The organism is Fusobacterium varium, assembly GCA_021531615.1.
Lineage (GTDB): Bacteria > Fusobacteriota > Fusobacteriia > Fusobacteriales > Fusobacteriaceae > Fusobacterium_A > Fusobacterium_A varium_C.
On the sequence record JADYUE010000039.1, the window covers coordinates 1 to 22,526 of the forward strand.

Annotated in this window: 20 protein-coding genes; 5 read left to right on the forward strand and 15 right to left on the reverse strand. The window is 31.0% G+C overall.

Going from position 1 to position 22,526, the window contains the following annotated elements:
- Window positions 1–250: 250 nt before the first annotated feature.
- Window positions 251–1,165, forward strand: a complete 915-nt coding sequence (locus I6E31_10185; GenBank protein MCF2640333.1) for a histidine decarboxylase, pyruvoyl type — start codon at window positions 251–253, stop codon at window positions 1,163–1,165.
- Between the two features lie 66 nt (window positions 1,166–1,231).
- Here the strand turns inward: I6E31_10185 and I6E31_10190 are convergent, their stop codons facing one another.
- The 13 genes from I6E31_10190 to I6E31_10250 all read right to left on the reverse strand — a co-directional run bounded on the left by I6E31_10190 (window position 1,232) and on the right by I6E31_10250 (window position 16,240).
- Complete coding sequence (locus I6E31_10190) at window positions 1,232–2,725, reverse strand: sodium:alanine symporter family protein (GenBank protein MCF2640334.1); 1,494 nt, start codon at window positions 2,723–2,725, stop codon at window positions 1,232–1,234.
- Between the two features lie 11 nt (window positions 2,726–2,736).
- On the reverse strand, window positions 2,737–4,323 hold the full coding sequence (locus I6E31_10195; GenBank protein MCF2640335.1) for an amidohydrolase: 1,587 nt from the start codon (window positions 4,321–4,323) through the stop codon (window positions 2,737–2,739).
- Window positions 4,324–5,052 (reverse strand): gamma-glutamyl-gamma-aminobutyrate hydrolase family protein, encoded by a 729-nt coding sequence (locus I6E31_10200; GenBank protein MCF2640336.1) that lies wholly within the window; start codon window positions 5,050–5,052, stop codon window positions 4,324–4,326. It abuts the gene before it with no gap.
- 738 nt (window positions 5,053–5,790) lie between these two features.
- Complete coding sequence (locus I6E31_10205; protein MCF2640337.1) at window positions 5,791–6,348, reverse strand: OmpA family protein; 558 nt, start codon at window positions 6,346–6,348, stop codon at window positions 5,791–5,793.
- Between the two features lie 21 nt (window positions 6,349–6,369).
- Window positions 6,370–7,530, reverse strand: coding sequence for an SH3 domain-containing protein (locus I6E31_10210; protein ID MCF2640338.1), 1,161 nt, complete (start codon window positions 7,528–7,530; stop codon window positions 6,370–6,372).
- A gap of 125 nt (window positions 7,531–7,655) precedes the next feature.
- Entirely contained in the window at window positions 7,656–8,450 is a 795-nt protein-coding gene (locus I6E31_10215; protein MCF2640339.1) for a cobalamin-dependent protein, read from the reverse strand.
- The gene (locus tag I6E31_10220; GenBank protein ID MCF2640340.1) at window positions 8,450–10,006 is read right to left on the reverse strand and encodes a lysine 5,6-aminomutase subunit alpha; all 1,557 of its coding nucleotides are present in this window, start codon (window positions 10,004–10,006) and stop codon (window positions 8,450–8,452) included. The genes I6E31_10215 and I6E31_10220 overlap by 1 nt, the downstream gene beginning before the upstream one ends.
- Window positions 10,007–10,011: 5 nt before the next feature.
- Window positions 10,012–11,475, reverse strand: coding sequence for a hypothetical protein (locus tag I6E31_10225; protein ID MCF2640341.1), 1,464 nt, complete (start codon window positions 11,473–11,475; stop codon window positions 10,012–10,014).
- Window positions 11,459–12,499 carry a hypothetical protein gene (locus I6E31_10230; protein MCF2640342.1) on the reverse strand — a complete coding sequence of 347 codons (1,041 nt, stop codon included), beginning with the start codon at window positions 12,497–12,499 and terminating at the stop codon, window positions 11,459–11,461. Before I6E31_10230 ends, I6E31_10225 begins: the two co-directional genes overlap by 17 nt.
- A gap of 25 nt (window positions 12,500–12,524) precedes the next feature.
- Entirely contained in the window at window positions 12,525–13,772 is a 1,248-nt protein-coding gene (gene ablA, locus I6E31_10235; protein ID MCF2640343.1) for a lysine 2,3-aminomutase, read from the reverse strand.
- Window positions 13,773–13,835: 63 nt separating this feature from the next.
- The gene (locus I6E31_10240) at window positions 13,836–14,873 is read right to left on the reverse strand and encodes an L-erythro-3,5-diaminohexanoate dehydrogenase (protein MCF2640344.1); all 1,038 of its coding nucleotides are present in this window, start codon (window positions 14,871–14,873) and stop codon (window positions 13,836–13,838) included.
- Between the two features lie 128 nt (window positions 14,874–15,001).
- Window positions 15,002–15,814, reverse strand: coding sequence for a 3-keto-5-aminohexanoate cleavage protein (locus I6E31_10245; protein MCF2640345.1), 813 nt, complete (start codon window positions 15,812–15,814; stop codon window positions 15,002–15,004).
- A gap of 42 nt (window positions 15,815–15,856) precedes the next feature.
- Entirely contained in the window at window positions 15,857–16,240 is a 384-nt protein-coding gene (locus tag I6E31_10250; GenBank protein MCF2640346.1) for a 3-aminobutyryl-CoA ammonia lyase, read from the reverse strand.
- Window positions 16,241–16,811: 571 nt separating this feature from the next.
- Between I6E31_10250 and I6E31_10255 the strand changes: the two genes are divergently transcribed.
- Together I6E31_10255 and I6E31_10260 are read left to right on the forward strand one after the other, a co-directional pair.
- Window positions 16,812–17,306 (forward strand): cyclic nucleotide-binding domain-containing protein, encoded by a 495-nt coding sequence (locus I6E31_10255; protein MCF2640347.1) that lies wholly within the window; start codon window positions 16,812–16,814, stop codon window positions 17,304–17,306.
- A gap of 68 nt (window positions 17,307–17,374) precedes the next feature.
- Entirely contained in the window at window positions 17,375–17,716 is a 342-nt protein-coding gene (locus tag I6E31_10260) for a rubredoxin (protein MCF2640348.1), read from the forward strand.
- Between the two features lie 121 nt (window positions 17,717–17,837).
- Here the strand turns inward: I6E31_10260 and I6E31_10265 are convergent, their stop codons facing one another.
- Both I6E31_10265 and I6E31_10270 read right to left on the reverse strand, forming a co-directional pair.
- Complete coding sequence (locus tag I6E31_10265) at window positions 17,838–18,620, reverse strand: SDR family NAD(P)-dependent oxidoreductase (GenBank protein MCF2640349.1); 783 nt, start codon at window positions 18,618–18,620, stop codon at window positions 17,838–17,840.
- 17 nt (window positions 18,621–18,637) lie between these two features.
- Window positions 18,638–19,156, reverse strand: a complete 519-nt coding sequence (locus tag I6E31_10270; protein MCF2640350.1) for a shikimate kinase — start codon at window positions 19,154–19,156, stop codon at window positions 18,638–18,640.
- Between the two features lie 147 nt (window positions 19,157–19,303).
- Here I6E31_10270 and I6E31_10275 point away from each other — a divergent pair, with 147 nt between their 5' ends.
- Window positions 19,304–20,728: an asparaginase gene (locus I6E31_10275; protein MCF2640351.1), complete on the forward strand. Its 1,425-nt coding sequence runs from the start codon at window positions 19,304–19,306 to the stop codon at window positions 20,726–20,728.
- Window positions 20,729–20,939: 211 nt separating this feature from the next.
- Complete coding sequence (locus I6E31_10280; GenBank protein ID MCF2640352.1) at window positions 20,940–22,355, forward strand: aspartate ammonia-lyase; 1,416 nt, start codon at window positions 20,940–20,942, stop codon at window positions 22,353–22,355.
- The last annotated feature ends 171 nt before the right edge of the window (window positions 22,356–22,526 follow it).

The following is a 22,526-nucleotide window of genomic DNA, read 5'->3' on the forward strand; positions in this document are numbered from 1 at the left end:
CTATAAAATATCTTGCATAATATATAATTGTTTAATCTTTATAAGAATATTTTAACATATTTTTATCTAGCAGTAATACAAATATTTTTTATTTTATTTAGTTAAAGATACTTTTTAGCAAAACTATTATTTTTTTTATTTAGTTAAAAGGAAATCATATTTATTTTAGAATACCTCTTATAGATGAATATTAAAAGATCAGGATTTGTGATACTAATAATCATCTATCAAATTAAATGGAGGTTTTATAATGGAAAAAGAAAGAAGAGTACGTGCACCAAGAATTGATAAGACAGCTATTAGCCCTTATGAAAACTACTGTGATGGATATGGAGCTCCAGGGGCTCAAGGAAATGGATATGTTTCAGTTTTAAAAGTATCAGTTGGAACAGTTGAAAAAACAGATGACTTCTTACTAGATGGAATAGTTTCTTATGATAGAGCTGAAATAAATGATGCTTATGTTGGTCAAATAAATATGTTAACAGCCTCATCATTTTGTGGAATAGCAGGACAAGTATGGGGGCATGATTTAGCAGCTCACAATGATATTATAGACAAAAAAATAAAACCAGTTTTAGAAATAGATCAATATGATGGTTCTAAACTACATGTATATGATGCTAAACCTTTATTAGAAGCAGGAATTGAACTATTTGGTACAGAAAAAGAAAGAAGATTTACTCTACTTCCAGGAGCTCATACAATTTGTGCAAATAAAGGGGTAACAGCATACAGACCAAAAGAAGATAGACCTTTAAAAGAGGGAGAAGCTTATGGTGTATGGTGTTTTATAGCTCTATCACTATCAGCAGATAGAGATAATTGTGCAGATCTATTTATAGAAGATGCTGGACTATGGACAAAAAATGATAGTGCTGAAGATTTAAAAGCATTCCTAGAAGATCATAGAAAATCAGTAGCATGGTCAGTTGTAAGTTGTGGACAAGATTCTCATGTTTTATTTGAAAGAACTTATGTAGGATTTGCTTATACTATTATGAAACCTGGAGAAATCGGAACTTCACTTACTTGTGCTCCATATGTAAGTTTAGCTAGAAATGCTGTTCCTTCAACAGGATTTAACTCATTAAATAAAATTTCATTAAAAGAATGGTTAAAAGATAGAGAATTAACTTCATTAGTTGAAAAAATAAAAAAATAGAATAAAAAAAGAGTCTGCACAAATTGGTAGTTTTAAACTATCAACCTGTGCAGCTCTCTTTATAAATTATCTATTTTTATTTAATCTTTCTCTTTGTGCTGCTTCAAATTTCTCTTTTTCATTGTAGAATACAGCAATTTCATCTTCAGGTTTTACCTCTTGTTTTAAGATATATCTTGTTTTATAATCTTTAAATAGTTTAAAGAATGTTCCACTTAAAGCAAGCATTACAGCTATGTTTACAAATGTAGGAACTGCTGTAGTAAAGTCAGCAAATAACCATACTGCTTGTCCTGGCATTCCTTTTAATGTAACTATAGCAACCATTGTAAATCCTGGTACTGGATAGAATATTTTATAGAACTTTAAGATTCCATCTTTTAATTTTGGAGATTTTTTCATAAGGTGTCTTAAAATAATTTCATAATAAGCATACCAACCAGATGAAGTTGTTACTCCAAATAGGAAGATTCCAACTGCAATGATTATTTTACTTGCAGGTCCCATTCCAGTTTCAAAAGCACTTAATGTTAAATCTGCTCCAGTTTTTCCACTATTCCATACACCAGTAATTATAATTATGAAGCAAGTTAATGTACAAACTACCATAGTATCTACAAATACTTCAAATGCTCCCCAAAGTCCTTGTTTAATTGGATGGTCAGTTTGAGCTGAAGCATGAATCATTGGAGAACTTCCCCATCCAGCTTCGTTACTGAATACTGATTTTGACATACCTTGTCTAACAATAAATCTAAATGATGCCCCTGCAAATCCTCCTACTGCTGCTGTTCCATTAAATGCTCCATCAAAGATAAGTTTAATCGCTGTAGGTAAGTTTTCTATATTAACTATGATGATATATAAAGCTGCTAAGATATAGAATAAACACATAAATGGAACTAATTTTCCTGCTAATTTTCCTAACCCTTTGATTCCACCAATAATGATAATATAGTTACAAACTATGTAAGCAATACTTGCATATAAAATTGGAATTCCAAATGCAGAGTTCATAGCTTCTGATACTGTATAGTTTTGAACTGTAATGAAGAATGTAGAGAAGATTCCTCCTCCAAATATTACTGCTGGAATAATCCACCATTTATGTCCTTTTTCTTCCCCAAGACCTTTTTCCATATAATAAGTAGGTCCACCATAAAGTTCCCCTTTTTCATCTCTTTCTCTATAGTAAACCCCTAAAGCAACTTCTGCCATCTTTAAGATCATTCCAACAAATGCTGCAATCCATAACCAGAATAGAGATCCTGGTCCTCCTACTGCCATTGCTGTAGCAACTCCCCCAATGTTTCCAACTCCTACTGATCCTCCAATAGCTGTAGAAACTGCCTCAAATGGAGTAATTAACCCCTCTCCACCTTCTTCTCCTTTATTTCCTTTCTTTATTATTTTCATAATAGTTTCAGAAAATATATGTCTTAAATGTACAACTTGGAAGAATCCAGTTTTAAAAGTGAAATAGAACCCCGTTCCTAAAATAATAACAATTATTGGTAATCCCCAAAGAAAGTTTACCAAAGCCTCAAAAAACTTTAACATTTTTTTACCCCCTATGCTTTTTTATATAAAATCTCTCCACCTACAACTGTAGTCACAATGTTTGTAGAAAGTATTTCATCCTTTTTAATTTTAAATATATCTCTATCTAAAACTACAAAGTCCGCCAATTTTCCAACTTCTAAACTACCCTTAATATTTTCATCAAAAGAAGCATATGCACTGTCAACTGTATAACATCTTATTGCCTCTTCCACTGTTAACTTTTCTTCTGGTAACCAACCACCAGCTGGATATCCACTTATATCCTCTCTATTTACTGCACAATGAATTGCTTTTATTACATCAGCACTGTCAACTGGAGAGTCTGAACCAAAACAAAGTTTTATTCCTTCATTTAACATTATTTTCCAAGCATATGATTTTGATGCTCTCTCTTTTCCAACCCTAGCTTCTACAATATGTAGATCATAATCTAAGAATATAGGTTGAATATAAGTGATTATTCCCATCTCTTTTATTCTCTTTATAAGCTCTAAATTTGTTATTTGACAGTGAACAATTCCATCTCTTCTCTTAGCTGGATCTGAAAGTTTTTCGTAACTATCTAATACCATTTTTATAGCTCCATCACCTATTGCATGAACTGCAATTTGATAACCTAGAGAATCTGCATATTTTGTTAATTTATCAAACTCTTCCTGAGTATATGTAACTACTCCTCTGTTGCTCTCTTCTCCTTCATAAGGCTCTAACATCAAAGCAGTTTTTCCACCTAGAGAGCCATCAAGTAACATTTTAATTGGACCTATCTTGAAAAGCTCATCCCCTTTATTTGGTGTAAGTCCACTTTCATAAAGTCCTTTTACTCTTTCAACTGTGTCCATAAAACATTGCTCATAAACTCTTACCTTTAATTTTCCCTCTTTTTTTAACTCCTCATAAGCTCTTACTATCTTCATAAAATCTTTATCTGGGAAAGATGAGAAATCATCTGTTTGAACTGAAGTGATTCCCATAGCTAAAAATTTATCTGTTGTATCTAAAATTATCTCCTTTAACTCCTCTACTGATAGTGGATCTATATGTGAGTAGATCAATTCAAGTGCATTTTCAGTAAATAGCCCCTTGTCATAATCTATCTCTCCACCAAAACATTTAGTATCTCTTGTTATTCCACAAACTTCCATAGCTTTACTATTTACTACAAGGACATGTCCACAAGTTCTTGTATAACATACTGGTATAGTTGTAGAAATTTGATCTAGATCTTTCTTTTCAGGTATTCCATTTCCCTCTAAAAATAGATCTTGATTCCAACCTCTACCTAATATCCATCCCCCATAAGGTTGTGCTTTTTTTCCTAATTCAATCAATTCAGCTATTGTTTTACAGTGATGAAGTTTTACTTTTTTCTCTGTATAACCATAGTTCATAAAGTGTACATGGCTATCATTAAACCCCGGAACTATTGTTTTCCCTTCAAAATCTACTATCTCTTCAGCCTTTTCTCCATACTTTTTTACTGCTTCATCTGTTGAGCCAGTAAAAATAATTTTTTCATTCTCTACTACTAAAGCTTCATAAACTGCATTCTCTGAATTAAAAGAATGAAATTTTCCATTCTTAAATATTTTCAATTACTTCACCTCACAATGTTTTACAAAAGTTTCAAATATCTTTTTCATCTCTTGATTTCCTCTAGCTGTCATCATTTCAGGATGCCATTGAATTCCATAGAGGAATTTATGAGATTTCATTTGAAAAGCTTCTACTACTCCATCATTTGCTGTTGCTATAACTGTTAATCCATCTCCTAATTTATCAACAATTTGATGATGGAAAGAGTTTGTAGCTACCTTTTCTCCATAAAGTTCAGCTAGCATATTTTCCTTATCAACTATATTTACAATATGTGTTGCTAATTCTGGATATAAATCTTGTCTATGTTTCAAATAATCCTTCCCAAAATATCTCATATCTTGAAATAGAGTTCCGTTGAAATATGTGTTTATAAGTTGATGTCCTCTACAAATTCCAAGAATAGGTTTCCCTGTTTTTAAAAACTCCTCTAATATCATCATTTCACACTCATCTCTCTCTGGTGAAATAACTCCCATTCCCTCTTTAAAATCTTGTCCATATAGGAATGGATTTAAGTCAGCACCTCCTGATAAAAGAAGTCCATCTATTAATTCTAATTGTGCTTTTATTATCTCTCTATCACTTGTAACTGGAATAACTAATGGAATTCCCCCTCCTGCTACAACTGCTTTAGTGTAATCTATACTTACAGTAGTTCTATGATAATTTCTTAATCCCTCTTCCTTTTCGTGAGCTGATGTAATTCCTATTATCGGTTTTCTTATCATAAAAGTTCCCCCCTTATTTTAATATTTTAGTATCTATGTAATAATTATTTTTCTATTTGAAGTTTTCTACTACAATATACTACTTTTTTGTAGTTAAGTCAACAATTATTTTTATTTTATATGATTTATTTCAATTCAATTAATTTTTAAAAAGAACAATATAGTTGTTTTTTAGCGTATTAAAAAAGTTTTTGTTATTAGAAATTAAAAATAAAGGTCTTTTTTAATATATTAACTAAATAGTTATAATTATTTATTTTAATTATTACTACAAATAAAAAAATCACAGCATGGATTTATGCTGTGATAAAATTTATAATATAAAAAATTATATTCTCTTCACAGATAGCTCTCCATTGAAATTCAATGACAGTAATATAAATATTCTTCATATTACCAACAAAAAGATTTAGCCCTCTTTTCATTTCGGCAAAATTCCCTTTCAAAATAGATCAATGTTTGCTAAACTCCCTATTTTTACTCTTGTTTTTTGCACCTCTATCATTTATAAACTTGTGTTTGATTGTACTATAATTTTTTATAAGTGTAAAATATAATAAATATATTTATACTATTTTTTATAATATTTTTATAGAAAACAGTTATTTTATGTATTTTTAATTAACTTTATGTATATTTTTTATTTTAAAGCTTATATTTTTAATTAAATAATTAACATAATAAAAAGAAGTTGAAATTCAGCTTTTTTAACTAAATCTCAACTTCCTACTTTTATTATAAACTATCTCTTGAAATTATAAACTCTACTCTTCTATTTTTAGCTCTTCCTGCTGCTGTTGCATTGTTAGCAATAGGATTTTGTTTTCCATATCCTTCAATAGAGATATTTGAAGTTTTAACCCCTCTATCTACAAGATAATTTTTTATAGATTTTGCTCTTTTTACTGAAAGTTCTAAGTTATACCCTTCACTTCCAATAAAGTCAGTATATCCATCTATTTTTATTCTTATATCTGGATTCTCTTCTAAAGCTTTTGCTAAAGTATTTAAGCTTCCTTTAACTTTATTTTTAACCTCATATTTATTAAAGTCAAAAAGCACTAATTCAGGCATTGAAAGTACAAGGTTATTCCCCTCTTTTCTTATAGTTACTCCCTCTTCATTAAATACAATAAGTTCCTCTAAAGTCTTTTTAGAAACATCAATATCTTCCATTACAAATTGATTTTCAGTTTCTGTTATTACCATCTCTTTCATTGGTTTTTCTGCTGATGTACAACCTGTTAATGCAATTATTGCTACTGCTGATAGTAAAATTAAACTTTTTTTCATTTTTCCTCCTCTAATAATAAATTAGAAAATAACAAACATTACATTTTCACTAGGAACTTGTTCATTTCTATTTTTATTAGGATTTTTTACCATCCACTCAAATAGATATTTTGCATGAGGTTCTGTTGTCCTTATACATTTTCTTGTCCCTGTAAATGTCCCAAGTGTTTTTTCTTTAGCTCTCATAAAGAACTCTCTATTTGTCTCTTCCTCATAGTTTATAGGAGTTCCATGAAGATATCCTCCACCAGAAAATCTAATAGCATATCTAGCATAACCTTGTTTCTCTCCAATCTCACTATTATATGGCATAATATATTTTGCCATTGGAGCTATAAAGAATCCTTTTGGTGTCTCAAATCCTAATTCACTTTCTATACCAGTTTTACTATAAACATATGATACAACTTCCCAAACATCGTTATTCTTTTCAAAAACAATCATATTTTGATTTTCTATATCAATAGCTATAACTTTTCTAAAATCTCTACTTATTTTAGGATTTCTTGATATTCTCTTATTTTCAATAACTAAAGGCTCTTTTATTGATGCTACTTTTACCTTTGAAGTTGTTTTTCCTTTTTCTAAAATTGATAATATTGATCTATCTGGAACAAATATTCTTTCATCACCATAATAACCAACTATATTTTGATCTAATGAAGTTCCATATTTGTCTTTTTCTCTTTTAAAATTAACATTATTAGGATTAGGTACATAAGAGTTTGTACTTACTATTTCTCTTCCCTCATCCATCTCTGTAACTATAAACTTTTCAAGCTCTTTTATCTTATCAAGTGCTTTTTCAAATCTAAACATTCTTTTTCTTACAACTGATGAAGATATATATCCCTCTTCTCCTGTTGTAGCTTTTACTTTATACCAATAATTCCCATAATCATATATCTTTTCTAAAGCTATAAGTTTAGTATCATAGTTAAACTTTCTAATAACTTTAGATTTAGTATTTGGTTGTTCTCTCAAATTAGCAGTTCTTGTTCTAACAAAAACATAATCTAAAATTTTCGGATGTCCACCAGAATACTTTTCATTTAAAATAACCCCATCTGCTATTTCATTATCATATGTAGCAACAGTTGTCCATTTCTTTTCTCCTTCAAATCCAAACACTGTTGTTCCAATAACAAATAATGAAATCAATAATGATTTTATAATTTTCATTCTCCTCACCCTATCTTTTTTTCCTCTCAAATAAAAAGAGAGCCTTGAATGATATTTTAACACTAAATCAAATTTGATTCAAGTCTTTTTCATCCAATGCTCTCTAAATACTACATCATTTTATATTATTTTTTTACCATTCCTCTAGCAACCATCTCTTTTACTATAAATGTTGCTACGTCATCAGCATATTTTCCAGGTCCAAATCCTGCATCATATCCTAATTCTTTTGCTAAATCGTTAGTAATTCTTGCTCCTCCAGCTATTAAGATAACTTTGTCTCTTAATCCTTCAGCTTCAAGAAGTTCAACTAAGTTAGTTAAGTTATGTATATGAACATCTTTTTGAGTTACAGTTTGTGAAACTATTAGAGCATCTGCTTTTAATTCAATAGCTTTTTGAATGAACTCTTCATTTGTTACTTGGCTTCCTAGGTTGTAAGCTTCTACACCTTTATATCTTTCAAGTCCATAGTGTCCAGCATAACCTTTCATATTCATTATAGCATCTATTCCAACAGTGTGAGCGTCAGTACCTGTACTTGCTCCTATCATAACAACTGGTCTTCCAATATTTTCAGCAATGTAATCTTCACATTCATGCATATCCATAGTATCTATTTCTAGAGCTTGAACTTTAATAGCTGTATAGTCAACAGTGTGAGTTGTAGCTCCATATACTACATAGAATGAGAATTCTTTATCTAGTGCTTCTGAGAAAGCTACTGCTGGATCTTTAAATCCCATTTTTCTAGCTAATTGAAGAGCAGCTTCTACACCTTTTTCATTATTTGGTACTGGTAAAGTAAAACTCATTTGTACTTTACCGTCGTTCATTGTATCTCCATATGGCTTTAATTGTGTAAGATCAAGTGTTTTATCAAAATCTTTTTTATCAGTAGAATATAAACCTCCAGACATTATCTATTACCTCCAAGCATTAATTCTATAAATGGATTAAAGTAACTAGAATCTTTTTCAAATACTCCAGCAAGTCCTTTTCCTCCATCTAATGGTCTTTTTATACCAGCAAAAATTCCACCTTCAAGAGTCTTGAATATTCCAATTCCTTCTATTGTTTTTAATAGTTCAGTTGCTTTTTCAAGAACCTCTTTAGCTCTGTTTACCATAATTCCATCTTTTTTGAATTCTATATCATTTCCAAAGTCTTCCATGTTATTGAAGATGTATTTAGCATTTTCAATTGAAAGAGCTCTGTCTGACATAAATGGAGTATGGATTGCCTCTGTTAACATTCCTAGTAAGTGAACTTTTTGATTTGTCATGATAGTTACCATGTTGAATAAAGCATCTTGTACATGTCCTTTAAATATATTTCCTGTCATGAATTTTGTAGGTGGCATATATTTTAGAGGAGCTTTAGGGAAGATTTCTCTTGCCATTTGAGCTTGAGCTAATTCAAATAGGAATCCATTTTTTGTATCTGGATGCATTTCAAATGCATGTCCAAGTCCCATTTGTTCTTCTGGTAATCCAGCAACTAGAGCAAATTGCTCATTGATAAATTGAGAAGCTAATACTGTATGAGCTTCTTCGATAGCATCAGCAGTAGTTAGATAGTTATCTTCACCAGTGTTGATAATAACTCCTGCAAATCCGTTGATAACTCTTGAGAAGAATTGGTCAACAAGAGTTCTCTTCATGTTGATATCTCTAAATAGAATTCCATATAGAGCGTCGTTTAACATCATATCTAGTCTTTCAAGAGCACCCATTGCAGCTATTTCTGGCATACAAAGTCCTGAACAGTAGTTACATAATCTGATATATCTTTTTAATTCTACTCCAACTTCGTCAAGAGCACTTCTCATGATTCTGAAGTTTTCTTGAGTAGCCATTGTTCCTCCAAATCCTTCAGTAGTAGCTCCGTATGGAACATAGTCTAATAATGATTGTCCAGTAGTTCTGATAACTGCTATTACGTCAGCTCCTTGTCTAGCTGCAGCAACTGCTTGAGTTACGTCTTCATAAATGTTTCCAGTAGCAACGATTACATAAATGTAAGGACCTTTTTTATCTCCATATACATTTAGATATTCTTCTCTTTTTGCTCTGTTAGCTTTAATTCTTTCTACTGTTCCAACAGCTATTTCTTTAAGAGCTAATTTGATATCAAAGTCATCATGCCATTTCATTTTAGTAATATCTAACTCTTTATTAGCTACTTTTTCAGCTATTTCTTGAGGTTTTAAACCTGTTTCAAGCATTGCATTTCCTAAATATTTTGCAACTCCAAGAGAAAGGTTTCCATTTTCTTTAATGAAATCTACTACCACGTTTGGTAATGGTACGTCAAATTCATCTACTCCATCTATCCCTAATAGTCTGCATATTGTTCTTTCTACTGTCACAGTACTGTGAGCATCAATGAAAACTTGTGCATCTGCAGCTATTTTTTTAGCTGAAGCACGTGCTTCATCTACTAAATTCCAGTTAAGATTTAGTTTGCTAGTCATCTTTTTTAATCCTCCTTAATATACTCGTCTAGTATTATTTCAGTAAATCTTTTGTCAATACCTATAAGCTTTGCTATGTTTAAAGCATCTTTCGGAACCTCTTCTTTTCCTGCTTTTTCAAGTCTAAAATCCATATATTCTTGGATAAGCCCCATAGAGTTACTGCTTAATTCTATCTTAGTTTTTAGTTTGTTAAAATCCACATTTTTTAATCCTACTACTTGGTAATGATTCATTCCCTCTCTTACAATTCCATCAAAATGAGTTGTCATAAGGGAAATAGTAGGTCTGTCATTTAAATATTTAGCTAAAGCTTCTACAAATTTTTGCCCCTCTTTAGGATTAGTTCCTCTTGCAAATTCATCAAAGACTACAAATCCAATTCCTAAATCAAGAAATACATTTACCTCTTTTAGCTTCATTATTTCTGCACCAAAAGTACTTAAACCTTTTGAAATATCCTGCATATCATCTGATATAAAGAATACAAAATCTATTAGTGGGAATTTCGCTTCCTCTGCTATTACAAAAAATCCCATATGGAAAAGAAGAAGGTTTTCAGTTATAGTCTTTAATGCAACGCTTTTTCCTCCCATATTTGCTCCAGTTATTATTGTAACTCCTGAACCTATACTTATATCTATTGGAGTAAAAGGTCTGCTTTTAGCTTCTAGTACTTCTCTTACTTCTATGTTAACTAAACCTTTAACATCAATCTCATAATTTTTTGATATTTCAGGTCTAATTCCACCATAAGTTTTTGCAAATCTGACTTTCGCCATTAAAAAATCTAGATTCCCAATTTTTTCTATATTCTCTAAAAAATCTTCTGCTTCATCATATAAAATTGATGTTAGCTTCTTTTTGATCTCTAATTCTACTCTCTCTTCTTCTACAAGAACTTTTAAACGCTCCTCTTTCAATCTAGTTATCTCATCAAAATCATTTGAAGCATAAATCTCTTTTTCTATTCCTTTTTTCTTCTCTCTAATCTCTCTTAATTCTGGTGAATAACTTTCATAAATATAGAAAGTTGGTGTTTTATCATTATCTGGATCCAAAGCTTTTATTACTCTACTTACATCTTTCAGTAAGAAATAGTGTAAATCAGTTGGAAACTCTTTTAAATATTCATTTAATTCTTCCATAAGAAAAGCTTGAACTTTTATTTCAAAAAGATCCACTTCATCAAGAATATGTTCTTTTAAACAGTTATTTATTGCTGTTTTTATATCTTTTAATCTGTGTATTATTCCTTCGACATTTCTTACTATATCTCTGTTATTTGAAGAGAATTTCATAAAAGTTTCCATTTTATTAAATTCTTCTTCAAGAAGATCCTCCTCTCCTCTCAGGTAATTTTTCAATCCTTTTAATTTACTTTTACCATAAGGAGAGAGAGTTTCTACTCTTGACAAGAGTTTTTTAAATCCTAATCTTTCTAAACTTTTATCATCTATAAATCTCATTACGCTCACCTACTACATCAATGACTTTCATTTTTAATTTATTTTGTAAAAGTTCTCTGAACTTTTCCTTTGGAAATTCATACCCAAGAGGAGAGCGAGGATTACATGTTACAAAAAGTAGATTTATATTATTCATAACTCTCAGCTCTACATTACTTGCCACTAGTTTTCTTAAAGTTAAGAAATCTGCAAAAACCCTTGTTCCATCTTTTGCTATCAATGTTAGTTTTTTAAAATTACCTCTATTTTTTATCAAAACTTCTAAAAATTTTTTAGTAATAGCTCCCCTAACAGCTATTATCTGTATTTTATCGTTAAGATAACTTTTAATCTCTTCGTTTGACTCTAAAGGTCCTATACCTTCTAAAGTCTTTATTTCTCCATCATTATATACAATTCCAACTCTAGATTCTTCAAAAATTTTGTCGATTTTTTCTTTTAATACAGGATCTTCTATTTCTGGCAGATTTAATAAAGAAACTGTATTGGCTGTTTCATCTATTACTTTTCCCATATCTAAAGATAGAGCTGCTCCTGTAGAAAGAATAGTAGCATCTGTAACATCACTCATAGCACTTCCTTTTCTACTTAAAGCTCCATCAACTATTGAAAGTTCACTTCCAAAATTTTCCATTATATCTAAAATTACTTTTATTTGAGCATTATATGATGGTCCAGCTATATCAACATACCCTGCTGAAATAGCTCTTAGTATAATAATGTCCCCCATAGGGGTTGAGAAATCTGTAGTATACAAAATTTCTTTTGTAATATCACAGTTTCTCAAACAATCTCTTGCAGTAGCTATTATAGTTCCCTGATTGACATATATTCTAGGTTTATGTGTATTAGTTACTACGTCTGTATCCTCTCCATCTCTTCCAATTGAAGTTAAGCCTATTGTCTTTTGTAATCCAATGTCTTCTATCAATTTATTTAAGACAGTAGTTTTACCTACGTTTTTTTCCATACCTATTATTGACAATCTTTTATAATCTTTTAGTAGACTATAAGTATTCACCATATCGCTACTCCTTGTTTTCTAAAAATTATTTTTCATTTCTCTTATGTCTGTCAAGTTCTTTTGGTTCAATTGCCATAGCTCCACCACTTAGAAGTTTTGAAACTCCTGTATTCATTTTGTGAGCTTTACAATCTTCACAATGACAATCTTGATGATATTCTTCTGGCTCTGTATAAGTAGTGATAACTCCTTCAAAGTTTCTCAATACTACTTTATGAGGAGCTTGAGAAATTACATATTGAGGCATTACAGGAGTTTTTCCTCCTCCACCAGGTGCATCTACAACGAATGTAGGTACTGCATATCCAGAAGTATGTCCTCTTAATCCTTCAATAATTTCGATTCCTTTAGAAACTGGAGTTCTGAAGTGCTCTAATCCCATTGAAAGGTCACATTGATAAATGTAGTAAGGTCTTACTCTCATTTTAACTAGTTCATGAACTAATCTCTTCATTACATGTACACAGTCATTGATTCCTCTTAATAGAACTGATTGGTTTCCTAGAGGGATTCCTGCGTTAGCTAGTAATTCACAAGCTCTCTTAGCTTCTGGAGTTACTTCTTTTGGATGGTTAAAGTGAGTATTTAACCAGATTGGATGATATTTTTTAAGCATTTCTACAAGTTCTGGAGTTATTCTTTGAGGTAGAACAACTGGAGTTCTTGATCCGATTCTTACTATTTCAACATGAGGGATAGCTCTTAATTTGCTGATGATATATTCTAGAGTTTCATCAGATACTAGTAAAGCGTCTCCTCCTGATAATAATACGTCTCTTACTTGTGGAGTTTTAGCAATATATTCTATTGCTTTATCAATTCTTTCCATAGGCATTGCATTGTCGCTTGCTCCAGCAAATCTTCTACGAGTACAGTGTCTGCAATACATAGAACACATATCTGTTATTAGAAGAAGTACTCTATCTGGATATCTGTGAGTTAATCCTGGAACTGGTGAGTCTTCATCTTCGTGTAGAGGGTCAAGTAAATCTGCTTCTGATTTATGAACTTCTTTAACTGATGGAATAGCTTGCATTCTTACTGGACAGTGAGGATCATCTATATCCATTAGTGAGAAGTAGTATGGAGTGATTGCCATTCTTAAAGTTTCAAGAGTTTTCTTAACTCCTTCTTCTTCTTCAGCACTTAAGTTTATATATTTTTTTAAATCATCTAAAGTTTCAATTCTATTTCTTACTTGCCATTTCCAATCGTTCCATTCTGCGTCAGTTACGTTTGGGAAAAACTTTGCTCTATTGCTTACTGTGTTCATTTTATCATCTCCTCTTATTTATGGTGATTCCGTTTTAATTTCATAATTTCATTTTATTTTTAATTAAACATATAATTCGTTAAAGATTTCTCTTAAAACAGCACTTTCTCTTAATTCTTCAAGAGTAATTGCAGCGTGATCTTTAGTGTATCCGTTTCCTACGATCATAGTAACGTCTTTTCCTACTCCTTCAGCTCCTAGAGCAGCTTTTGTAAATCCAGTAGCCATTGAGAAGAAGTATACAATTCCTAGATCTTTAACTGGAAGGATTGTTGACATTTCTGTATTTGCTACGTTTACACAGTTGATAGCTACGTCTACTTCTTGTCCATCGTTAGCTTCTAGTATTGCATTTAGTACTTCGATAGGTTTAGTTGCGTCAGCTATAACAATTCTTACTTTATCGCTTACTCTTCTTAGTAAAGCAGCTTCTTTTTCATTTCTTACAAGTCCAATTACTTTTCCTGTAGGTCCTACTCTTTTAACTGCTTCATAAGCACATAGCATTCCTGATTTTCCTGCTGATCCTAAGATTGCTACTGATTGGCAAGGTCTTACTAATTTAGCAACTTGTGCTGGAGCTCCTGCTACGTCTAGAGCTGCTAGAGCTAGAGTTTCTGGCATATCTTCTGGTAATACTGCGTAGATTCCGCTTTCAAATAAGATAGCTTTTCCTTTGATTTCAACTCTGTCTATTTCAGGTTTAACATCAAGGATTTCATCTATTCTTAATGGAGTTAATGATAAAGAAACTAGAGTAGCTATTTTATCTCCAACTTTTAAGTTAGTTTTTCCTACTAAATCGTCTCCAATTTTTTCAATAGTTCCAATTAGCATTCCACCTGATCCAGTAACAGGGTTTTGCATTTTTCCTCTTTCTCCAACGATTTCTTTGATTTTAGCTTTGATTTTTTCTACATCGTGTCCTGCTTCTTCTTCAATTTGAGTGAATGATGCAGAGTCAACGTTTAGTGCAATTACATCTATTAAGATTTCGTTTGAATAAATTTCCATGTTGTTATCTATTTTTAAAGCTGGTTGAGGTAAAACTCCTTTTGGTTCTATTACTCTGTGAGTTCCGTATTTACATCCTTTTATCATTTGATTCTCCTCCTTAATTTAAATTAATTTTAAAGAACTTTTACAATATTTCAATTGACAGGTTGTTATATTGTTTCTATTCCGATTAAAATTTAATTTTCTTCATTAATATATGTTTAAGTTTTAAATTAAGCTAATCCTAGTATTTTTCTTGCTTCTGCTGGAGTTGCAATTTCTCTTCCAAGTTCTTTAGCAAGTCTTACAACTTTTTCAACTAGTTCTCCATTTGATTTAGCAAGAACACCTTTTTCTATATAAACGTTATCTTCAAATCCTACTCTTACATGTCCTCCCATAGTAATTGCAAGAGCTGCCATTGGGAATTCATGTCTTCCTATTCCTGCAACTGTCCAAGTTGAACCTGCTGGAATGCTTTCACTGATGAAAACAAGATCTCTTGCACTTGCAGTCATTTGTACACCTAGTACAAAGTCAAAGTGCATTGGATATTTAATGTATCCTTGTTTTGCATATTTTATTGCATAATCTACCATTCCTTTGTCAAATACTTCAATTTCAGGTTTTACTCCTCTTTCTATCATTATTTTTCCAAAGTTTTTGATAGTATTTTCTGTATTTGTGAATACTTCATCTCCTCCAAAGTTACAAGTTCCACAATCTAGAGTTGCCATTTCTGGTCCTAATTCTGTAGGTTGTAATCTTTCAAGGTCAGTCATTCCAACTGCTCCTCCAGTAGATGGTTGAATTATTGCATCAGGACATTTTTCTTTGATAGCATCTATACAAGCTTTAAATCTTTCTTTAGATTGTGTAGGAGTTCCATCATCTTCTCTTACATGAAGGTGAATTATTGACGCTCCTGCTTTATAAGCTGATTCAGCTTCTCTTACTATCTCTTCAACAGTATAAGGTACTGCTGGGTTTTGTTCTTTAGTTACCTCAGCTCCACAAATAGCTGCTGTAATTATTAATTTTTCCATTTCTTTCTCCTTTCACAATATTTCTAATTTTTCACTTTTCAATTATTTTTTTCTTTGTTTATCTTTAGGAGTTACACAAGTTCCACTTGCTCTACATACAACTATTGGTTCAGCTAATACATCAGCTGCTGAGTCATTAATATCTGGTCTAGGAACAATTACTTTTCTTGCTTCAAAAACCATTTTTCTTGAACTATTTCCAGTACTTACGATTTCTCCAACTGCTTCAATAAAGTCTCCAGCAAAAACTGGTGCCATAAATTCTACATTGTCATAAGCTTTGAATAATCCTTCGTCTCCGTCCATTTGAATTAGAAGTTCTGTTGCAACGTCTCCAAATAATTGAAGCATTCTTGCACCGTCAACAAGATTTCCTCCATAATGTGCATCATGTGAACTCATTCTCATTCTGATCATTGATTTCATATTAATTTCCTCCTATCACTAATTTTAATTTTCAAAAAAACAAAAAGATGCATGTATTAAATAGACATAGTTAAACTGTAAGCATGACTTATTTCTAAAATCTTCAAGTCAAAATAGCTCTCCACAATCAAATTGTGACAGTTGTTACATTTTTATGTAACCCCCAAAGAAAAAGATCTACAAGCCCTCTTTTTCTTTTCGGCAACTATGTCCTTCGTATGAAGCATTGAGCGCTTTTTCTCTTAGCATCTCCATACTACCCCCATAAATGCACCTCTATTTTTATAATCAATAGTAATATTTAGTTGTCTCTTGCGCTATGCCATTCTTTTTTATAAAGAAAAATATTTATATAATATATATAAACTTTTTCTAAAAAAGCAACACATTTCTTTCAATATAAGTATACTTTGACTTTTTTTAAAAGTCAATAGAATTTTTAAAATTTTTTTATTTTTCTATTTTTTATAAAATATTATTCTCAATTTAAAGGATTTTTCAAAGTTTCATAGTATATTTTATAATCATAAAGATATATATTAAAACAACTTTTTTAAAAAAAGGAGGAAAAATGAATACTGATTACAATTCAATTTCTATTTTTAAAAATATAATAGAAACTCCCTTGTTCAGTGCTCTCTCAACTAAAGAAGCTGAAGAGATATTAACATATTTAGAAATTCTTGAATATAAAAAAGCTGATATTATCTTTGAACAAGATGGCTCACCAAACAGTATATATTTAATTTTAGATGGAGCTGTTGACCTTATTCGAAAAAAAGAAAAAAGTCACTTTAAAATAAAAAGTTTTTCTAGTGGAGATTGTTTTGGGGAAACAGATCTTCTTGGAATTTTACCAAATGTGGCTTCTGCTGTAGTTATTAAAGATAGTATAATTTTAAAATTATCAAAAAGTTCCTTCCATAAGCTATCTAAAAATAATTTAACTCTCTTTAATAAGTTTCTTTTTAATATAACTAGAGAAATTTGTAGACGTCTACATAATGTTGATTTACTCTTAACTGAAATTCTTGATGAAAATAATAACTTAAAAAATAATCATTGAAATAAAAAAAAATAAAAGGTATACTTAAACTATAAATGCTATCTAAATATAAGTTGGAGGTTAATTTTATGAAAAAATATGTTTGTGAAGTTTGTGGATATGTTTATGATCCTACTATTGGTGATGTAGAGCACAATATTCCTGCTGGTACTGATTTTAATGATCTGCCTGAATCTTGGACTTGCCCTCCTTGTGGTGCTGATAAACATGCTTTTAGTGAGTTAAAAACACATGAAACTTCTTTAGATGAAAAATTTATTTGTGAAGTTTGTGGATATGTTTATGATCCTGCTGTTGGTGATGTTGAACACGGTATTCCAGTTGGTACTTCTTTTAATGATCTACCTGATTCTTGGACTTGCCCTCCTTGTGGTGCTGATAGACACGCTTTCAAAAAATTTGAATATTAATAATTAATTTAAAGGGTTGAAGAATTTTTATTAGTCTCTTCAACTCTTTTTTACTATTCAAATTAAATATAACTTTAGAAAATAAAAAACTCCAGCTTATTAACACTGGAGTCATATAATTTTATTTTTTATAAACTGTACGTCCATCAGCCTGAAACATAGGTGTCATTGTTATCTCTGGGATTTGTACATTATCTGGTAAATTACAGATATAAACAACTGTATCAGCAACATTATCAGGAGTAAGAGCCTCTATTCCCTTGTAAACATTACCTGCTCTCTCCTCATCACCTTTAAATCTAACTACACTAAAATTAGTCTCAACAAGCCCTGGTTTTATATTTGTAACCTTAACTTTAGTATCAACTAAATCAATTCTCAAACCATCACTTAAACTTTTAACAGCAGCTTTTGAAGCACAGTAAACAGCCCCACCAGCATATGCAGCATCTCCAGCTACAGACCCAATATTTACCACTAAAGCTGGCAAATCTCTTGCAACCATTGAAGGCACAATCTTTCTAATCATATATAGCATACCCTTAACATTTGTGTCTATCATGGCATCTATATCTTCAACACTATTATTGTAAACCTTGTCTAATCCTAAAGCAAGTCCAGCGTTATTGATAAGAATATCTATATTTTTCCACTCATTTGATAGGCTATCAATCTTCTCATCAACCTCTTTAGGCGATCTTGCATCTAATTGTAAAGGACAAACTTTTATATTAAACTTTTCCTCAAGCTCTTTTTTTATCTCATCTAAAATATTGGCTCTTCTTCCTGTAATAATAAGGTTAACCCCCATTTGAGCTAGTTTTTCAGCACAAGATCTACCAATTCCACTTGTAGCTCCTGTAATTAAAGCCAATTTTCCTTGTAAACGATTTTCACAGAACATAAAACCACCCCTTGTAATTAATTACCATAAATATATGCTTGTTTAATTTTTTCAGCAGTATCATACATATTACTACTTTTATCTATTTTAACAGTAAAATCAGCAGATATTTTATATAAAATCTCCCTTTTACTGTGTAGATCTTTAATTTTATCATACATATTTTCAACATTCAATAAAGGTCTAGTTTTGCTATTTTTAACCCTATCATAGATACAATCTATTGTACAATCAAGATATACAACATAGGAAGTTTCTCTAAGAGCCTTTATATTTTCGTTGTCAATAATCACTCCGCCACCAGTGGCAATAACTATGTTATTTTCAAGAGATTCTTCATATACAATATCTCTTTCAAGTTTTCTAAAGTATGCCTCACCTTTTTCAGCAAAAATTTCTGGTATTGTTTTTTTCTCTCTTGCTGCAATCAATCTATCTATATCAACAAATTTCATATCTAAAAATTTGGCAAGAACTCTACCAATAGTACTTTTACCACTTCCCATGAAGCCGATTAATGCTATATTATCTTTCATAAATTCCTCCTAGGGAAATTATATCATTTTCACTTGATTATTAAAAGAAGATATTTAAAAACTAAATAAAAAATCACTTTTGAAATTCCTTTGAAAGAAACAATAGGAACGTGCTATAATGAAGAAAAAACTAAATTTGGAGGAAAAATGTTAGATAAAGTCTTAATTATTAATACAGGTGGAACAATAGGAATGGTAAATAGTGAGAAAAACGACCCATCAAGTCCTTTGAGACCAGCAAATGATTGGAACGAGATAGCAAAAGAACACCCAATTTTAGAGAAATTCCCAACAGATTACTATCAATTTTCACCTTTGATAGATTCATCAGATATGTCACCAAAAGTGTGGATACAAATTGCTGAAATTATTGAAAGAAACTATGATAATTACAGAGGATTTGTAGTTTTACATGGAACAGACACAATGGCATTTACTGCCTCAGCACTTTCATTTATACTTAAAAATTTAGATAAACCAGTGGTACTTACAGGATCACAAGTTCCACTTCAATTTCCAAGAAGTGACGCTCTTCAAAACCTAATTACAGCTATCCAAATAGCAGGAAATGAGATTTACGGGATAAAACTTGTGCCAGAGGTTTCAATCTTCTTTAGAGACACATTGATGAGAGGAAATAGATCTAGGAAGATAGATGCCACTAACTATTTTGGATTCTCATCACCTAACTATCCAGCTATTGGAGAGGCTGGGGGAGATATTAGAATAATTAAAGATAGAATTTTGAAAAGACCAGTAAACAAAAAGTTCTATATAGATCCAAAAATGGACAGCAGAGTTATTGTCCTTGAGCTATTCCCCGGGTTAAATCCAGCATATTTAAAGACAATTTTTGAAAATACAAATGAGATAAAGGGAGTTATACTTAAAACTTTTGGAAATGGTAATGCTCCTACAAGTCAAGAGTTTTTAGATGTATTAAAGTATATCTCATCTAAAGGGATAGTTATTGTTGATATAACTCAATGTACTAAAGGTTTTGTAAAAATGGGGTTGTATGAGGCAAGTGCAAAACTTACAGATGCTGGGGTTATAAGTGGGGTGGATTTGACACCAGAAGCAGCAGTTACAAAGCTGATGTACCTTATAGGTAAAGGTTATGATTATGAAAATATCACAAAATTAATGCAGATTGATATGTGTGGAGAGCAGACAATCAGCCAATACAACTTTATATTTGAAAATATATCAGATCTTCCAACAGATCATATTGAGTTACAGGTGGATATTCCTGAAACATTAAAAGAGGAGGATCTTTATGAAGCTGTGGTGAGGGTAAAAAATATTACTAAAGAGTTTCCAGATAGGGATTTAGATGTAACTGTGACTATTGAGGGAGAAAATCAGTTAAAAGATAAGAGCCTATTTAAGATAAATAATAGAATTAGAAAGATAATAGGAGCAGAAAAAAAGAATCTGCATACTATTTTTAATCATACTATAAAATCTATTATTGATGAAAATGATAAGATAAAGATAAAAATTCAATGTGATACAAGAATAATTTGGAAAAAAATTAACTTTTCTGTTTACTCTGAGTGCATAAAATGATATACTACACATGTGATGAATTTATTTTCAAAACATTTAAAAAAAATATATATATTTTCATTTTCATTAAGAAAATGAATAATTATATAGTTGATATATTTAATCCCCTAACTTCATATATTTTTTGAAGTCTTTTTTCGTATTTTCTATCTTGAAAATTCTTTAAATCCACTGTATCATTTATTTATGAAGTGAAACAGGAGGGGTTAAAATGATAAAATATAGATTAGAAAGTGATTCAATCGGAACATTAGAAGTTCCAGCAGACGCATATTATGGAGTACAATCACTTAGAGGAAAAAACAATTTCCACATTACTGGATATAAAGTAAGTGATACATTTATAAAAGCATTAGCTTATGTTAAAAAAGCAACATCAAAAGCAAACTTTGAAGCAGGAGTAATCTCTAGAGATGTAGAAGAAGCTATGATTCAAGCTGCTGAAGAGATTATTTCAGGACAATTTAGAGATCAATTTATAACTGACGTTATTCAAGGTGGAGCAGGAACTTCAATGAACATGAACATGAACGAAGTTATTGCTAACAGAGCTAACGAAATTCTAGGAGGAGAGTTAGGAAAATATGACAGATGTCACCCTAACGATCATGTAAACTATGGACAATCAACAAATGATGTTGTTCCAACTGCTGGAAAATTAACTGTTCAATTTATGATAAAAGATTTATTAGTAGAATTACAAGAATTATATGATACATTACAAGCTAAAGGAGATGAATTTGACCACGTTATTAAAATGGGAAGAACTCACCTTCAAGACGCTGTACCTATTAGATTAGGGCAAGAGTTTAGAGCTTTCTCTGGACCAGTTGCAAGAGATATAAAGAGAATTAAAAGTGCTGTTGAAGAGCTTACTTATGTAAATATGGGAGCTACTGCAGTAGGAACTGGAATCAATGCAGATGTAAACTATGTTGAAAATGTTGTAAGAATCTTATCTGAAGTTACAGGATTTGACTTTAAACAAGCTCCAGATTTAGTTGACGGAACTAGAAACCTAGATAGCTTTGTTTGGTTATCTTCAGCATTAAAAACTTGTGCTGTAAACCTATCAAAAACAGCTAACGATTTAAGACTTATGGCATCAGGACCAAAAGCTGGACTTGCTGAAATTGCACTACCTCAACAACAACCGGGATCTTCAATTATGCCAGGAAAAGTAAACCCTGTTATACCAGAAGTATTAAACCAAGTTTGTTTCCAAATCTTTGGTAACGATATTACAATAGTTAAAGCTGCTGAAGCTGGACAATTAGAATTAAATGTGTTTGAACCAGTACTATTCTTTAACTTATTCCAATCAATAGAAATTCTAAAAAATGGAATTAGAACATTTATTGACAACTGTCTAAAAGGAATAGCTGCTCAAGAAGAAAACTGTAAAAACTGGGTAGATAGAAGTGTTGGAATTATCACTGCATTAAACCCACATATTGGATATAAAAATGCTGCTGAAATAGCTAAACTTTCTATTAAAACAGGAACTCCAGTTGCTCAAATTGTTCTTGAAAGAGGACTATTAACTAAAGATGAGTTAGATATCATTTTAAATCCATTTGAAATGACTAAACCTGGAATACCTGGAAAAGAACTTTTAAAAAAATAAATTAGATAATTTTAGGTGTTAATGCTTTAATTGTGTTAACACCTTTTTTATTTCCAAATATTGTAATCCCCACTCTGTTAATTAAATTCTTCAAAAAATGTATCTACTCAGCTGATCAAATTCTATAAAAAATTAGCTAGCTTAAAGTTTAATTTTTATGATACTAGGTTA

Excerpts from the sequence above, each read along its gene's own strand:
- I6E31_10185 (MCF2640333.1), top strand. The coding sequence starts at position 251 with ATGGAAAAAGAAAGAAGAGTACGTGCACCAAGAATTGATAAGACAGCT.
- ablA (MCF2640343.1), bottom strand. The coding sequence starts at position 13,772 with ATGAACACAGTAAGCAATAGAGCAAAGTTTTTCCCAAACGTAACTGAC.
- I6E31_10245 (MCF2640345.1), bottom strand. The coding sequence starts at position 15,814 with ATGGAAAAATTAATAATTACAGCAGCTATTTGTGGAGCTGAGGTAACT.
- I6E31_10260 (MCF2640348.1), top strand. The coding sequence starts at position 17,375 with ATGAAAAAATATGTTTGTGAAGTTTGTGGATATGTTTATGATCCTACT.
- I6E31_10215 (MCF2640339.1), bottom strand. The coding sequence starts at position 8,450 with ATGTCTGGAGGTTTATATTCTACTGATAAAAAAGATTTTGATAAAACA.
- I6E31_10275 (MCF2640351.1), top strand. The coding sequence starts at position 19,304 with ATGTTAGATAAAGTCTTAATTATTAATACAGGTGGAACAATAGGAATG.
- I6E31_10190 (MCF2640334.1), bottom strand. The coding sequence starts at position 2,725 with ATGTTAAAGTTTTTTGAGGCTTTGGTAAACTTTCTTTGGGGATTACCA.
- I6E31_10220 (MCF2640340.1), bottom strand. The coding sequence starts at position 10,006 with ATGACTAGCAAACTAAATCTTAACTGGAATTTAGTAGATGAAGCACGT.
- I6E31_10240 (MCF2640344.1), bottom strand. The coding sequence starts at position 14,873 with ATGATAAAAGGATGTAAATACGGAACTCACAGAGTAATAGAACCAAAA.
- I6E31_10280 (MCF2640352.1), top strand. The coding sequence starts at position 20,940 with ATGATAAAATATAGATTAGAAAGTGATTCAATCGGAACATTAGAAGTT.
- I6E31_10250 (MCF2640346.1), bottom strand. The coding sequence starts at position 16,240 with ATGAAATCAATGATCAGAATGAGAATGAGTTCACATGATGCACATTAT.
- I6E31_10230 (MCF2640342.1), bottom strand. The coding sequence starts at position 12,499 with ATGGTGAATACTTATAGTCTACTAAAAGATTATAAAAGATTGTCAATA.
- I6E31_10225 (MCF2640341.1), bottom strand. The coding sequence starts at position 11,475 with ATGAGATTTATAGATGATAAAAGTTTAGAAAGATTAGGATTTAAAAAA.
- I6E31_10265 (MCF2640349.1), bottom strand. The coding sequence starts at position 18,620 with ATGTTCTGTGAAAATCGTTTACAAGGAAAATTGGCTTTAATTACAGGA.
- I6E31_10270 (MCF2640350.1), bottom strand. The coding sequence starts at position 19,156 with ATGAAAGATAATATAGCATTAATCGGCTTCATGGGAAGTGGTAAAAGT.
- I6E31_10205 (MCF2640337.1), bottom strand. The coding sequence starts at position 6,348 with ATGAAAAAAAGTTTAATTTTACTATCAGCAGTAGCAATAATTGCATTA.
- I6E31_10210 (MCF2640338.1), bottom strand. The coding sequence starts at position 7,530 with ATGAAAATTATAAAATCATTATTGATTTCATTATTTGTTATTGGAACA.
- I6E31_10255 (MCF2640347.1), top strand. The coding sequence starts at position 16,812 with ATGAATACTGATTACAATTCAATTTCTATTTTTAAAAATATAATAGAA.